Below are 3,222 nucleotides of genomic sequence, written 5' to 3' on the forward strand. Positions count from 1 at the left end.
ACCCACCCGGACCGCCAGAACCCGCCCCAGCCCGCGAACGCCACGCTGCGCTGGTCCTCCGACAAGGGCTGGGTGGAGCGCGGCGGGCCCCTCGGCGAGCCGGCGGAGACCGCGTCCCTGCCGACCCTCGCCCAGGTCACCAGCGCCGAACAGCGCTGGGCGGACCGGGAGGAGGACATCACCACCGTCGGCGGCGACCCCTTCGAGGTGGGCCAGGTCTTCGCCCGCCGCTGGATGGAGCGCCTGCCGGAAACCGTCCACCTGCAGAAACTCTCCACCATGTACCCGCGCATCCCGCACCGGATCGACGGCGAACTCCTGCGGTACGCGGCCCGCTTCGGGCTCCTCGCCCACAAGGACGACCAGATCGACGAGCACGACCGCTACGCGATCCGGGCCGGCTTCTGGCGGGAGATCGACGTGCGGGCCGCCGCCGAGCACGTACCGGCGGGGGAGTAGCCGTCCCGCACCATCCGCGGCCGCCGGGCGACGCGGGGTGGCCCCGGGCGTGAACCGGGGCATGTGACCCCGTACCCTCGTACCTCGTGAGTACGGGCACAGCACAGGCGCAGAGCGACACCGGCACCGTGTGCGCGGTGCGCGATCTGGTCAAGACCTATCCCGCCGTCCGAGGCCGCCGGGGCACTCCCGCGACGCCCGAGGTCCGCGCCACCGACGGCATCGGTCTGGACGTCGCGCGCGGCGAGATCTTCGGACTGCTCGGCCCCAACGGCGCCGGCAAGTCCACCCTGGTCCGCCAGCTCACCGGGCTGATGCGACCCGACTCCGGCAGCGTCGAGGTGCTGGGACACGACCTCGTACGCCACCCCGAGCGGGCCTCCCGGCTCATCGGCTACCTCGGGCAGGAATCCACCGCCCTCGACGAACTGACCGTCTCGCTCGCCGCCGAGACCACCGGACGGCTGCGCGGTCTCGCCCTCCGGGAAGCGCGCGCCGAGCGCGACGCGGTCCTGGAGGAGCTGGGCCTCACCGCGATCGCCGGGCGGCCCCTGAAGAAACTCTCCGGCGGTCAGCGACGGCTCGCCTGCTTCGCCGCCACCCTGGTCGGCGACCGGCCCGTCCTCGTCCTCGACGAACCGACCACCGGAATGGACCCGGTCGCCCGCCGCGCCGTCTGGGCCGCCGTCGACCGCCGCCGCGCGGAGCGCGGGGCCACGGTCCTGCTGGTCACCCACAACGTGATCGAGGCCGAGACCGTCCTCGACCGGGTCGCCGTCCTCGAACGCGGCCGGGTCATCGCCTGCGACACCCCCGCCGGGCTCAAGGAGCAGGTCGCCGGTGAGGTGCGCGTCGAGCTGGTGTGGCGTGAACGGGCCCCGCTGGACGTCCCCGAGGTGGCGGCCCTGCGGCCGTCCGCCCAGGAGTCCGGACGGCGCTGGGTGCTGCGGCTCGGGCCGGACGAGGCGCGGGCCGCGGTCGCCGCGGTGACGGGCGGCGCGGCCTTCGCCGCGCTCGACGATTTCACCCTGGCCACGCCCAGCCTGGAGGATGTCTATCTCGCGCTCGGGGGAGACGCGGCCAATGCGACCAAGGGGCTGGTTAAGGCGTGAGAGGCGTGGGCAGCGTGAATGGGGTGAACGCGGTGAACGCGGTTCGTGTACGCGGCGGTTCGGGCGGGTTGGACGTGTCTCAGGGGGGCAGCCGCAGGTGACGGGCATCATTCCGGCCAGGACCGCACCGCCGAGCGCCCGGCCCGCGCCCGGCACCTCCGGTACGGGCCCCGCCCGTACCGTCGCCGCGCCCCTCGCTCCGCGCGCCCGGCTGCTGCCCTCGCTGGCCGCCGTCTACCGCGCCCAGCTCTCCCGGGCGCGCGTGGCACGGATCCCCCTGCTCTTCGTGGCGACCTTCCAGTCCGTCGGGATCATGGTCCTGATGCGGGGAGTCGTGGACGGCGGCGCGGAGGCCCGCGCGGTGGTCGCGGGATCCAGCGTCCTGGTCGTCGCGTTCGTCGCGCTCAACCTGCTCGCCCAGTACTTCGGACAGCTGCGGGCGGGCGGCGGGCTCGACCACTACGCCACGCTGCCGGTGCCGCCCGCCGCGGTGGTGCTCGGCGCGGCCGCCGCCTACGCCTCGTTCACCGTGCCCGGCACGGTCTTCACGGCGATCACCGGAAGCGTGCTGTTCCAGCTGCCGATGACCCATCTGTGGGTCCTCGTGGCCGTCGTCCCGCTCTCCGGCGCGGCCCTGGCCGGTCTCGGCGCGGCGCTCGGGCTGCTCGCCCCGCGCCCGGAGCTGGCGACCCTGCTGGGCCAGCTGGGGATGTCCGCCGCCCTGCTGCTCGGGGTGCTGCCGGCCGAGCGGCTGCCGGAGCCGGTGGGGTGGGCGCGTGACCTGCTGCCCTCGACCTACGGGGTCGAGGCGCTGGCCCGGTCCTTCGACGCCCGCCCGGACTGGGGGCTCATCGCGTTCTTCCTGGCGATCTGCGCGGCGGTGGGGGTCCTCTCGCTGGCCGTGGCGACGTGGGCGTACCGGCGGGCCGCCGTACGGTAGGCCCGGGTGCGGCATCCGGTGAGGCGCCTCACAGGGTGGCCTGGCACGATGGCACGGTGACCGCACCTCTGACGCCGCCTCACCAGCCCGGCCCCCATGACCCGTGGCAGGCCCCGCCCTCGGGCTCCCACCCAGCGCCCTCGGCGGGCGATCCGGCCAACCCCGACACGGCCACGGAGCTCCGTCAGGCCGCCGTCGTCCTCGTCCTGGTCACGCTCGCGGGCATCGCGCTCGGGCTGCTGTGGCTGTGGCTCGCGCCGCGTGTGCCGCTGGTCTCCGACGACACGGCCGTCTTCCTCAAGAACAGCGAGGGCGAGGAGGCGATCGGGGCGGACGGAACGTTCGTCCTGCTGGCCCTCGGCTTCGGCGCGCTCTCGGCCGCCGTCGTCTTCTGGCGGCTGCGTCGCGGGGGCGTCCTCGTGGTCGTGGGGCTGGCGCTGGGCGCGCTCCTCGCCTCGTTGGTGGCGTGGCGGGTCGGCATCTGGCTGGGCCCGTCGTCCGACGTGGTGGCGCGGGCCCGGGAGGCCGGCCAGGGCGTGACGTTCGACGCGCCGCTGGAGCTGCACTCGGTGTGGGTGGCGGTGCTGGCGTGGCCGTTCGCGGCGATGGGGATCCATCTGCTGCTCACGGCGGCGTTCGGGCCGCGGGACGTGGAGCCGGACTGGTCGGGGTACGCGGAGTATTACGGGGGGCCGGTGCAGGGGCCCCTGG

Annotated in this window: 3 protein-coding genes and 1 pseudogene; all 4 read left to right on the top strand. The window is 74.9% G+C overall.

Translation table 11 applies throughout. From position 1 onward, the window contains the following. A pseudogene (locus HET64_RS37720) lies at positions 1–459 on the top strand (NYN domain-containing protein); the annotation flags it as partial. Positions 460–587: 128 nt separating this feature from the next. Beyond that, positions 588–1,571 (top strand): ABC transporter ATP-binding protein, encoded by a 984-nt coding sequence (locus HET64_RS37725; RefSeq protein ID WP_215111743.1) that lies wholly within the window; start codon positions 588–590, stop codon positions 1,569–1,571. 97 nt (positions 1,572–1,668) lie between these two features. Next, positions 1,669–2,511 (top strand): ABC transporter permease, encoded by an 843-nt coding sequence (locus HET64_RS37730; RefSeq protein WP_215111741.1) that lies wholly within the window; start codon positions 1,669–1,671, stop codon positions 2,509–2,511. Between the two features lie 35 nt (positions 2,512–2,546). Next, the coding region (locus tag HET64_RS37735) for an ABC transporter permease (protein WP_215111742.1) at positions 2,547–3,222 on the top strand (676 nt) is incomplete at its 3' end.

This window comes from Streptomyces sp. McG3, from assembly GCF_018619185.1.
In the GTDB taxonomy this organism is placed as follows: Bacteria; Actinomycetota; Actinomycetes; order Streptomycetales; family Streptomycetaceae; genus Streptomyces.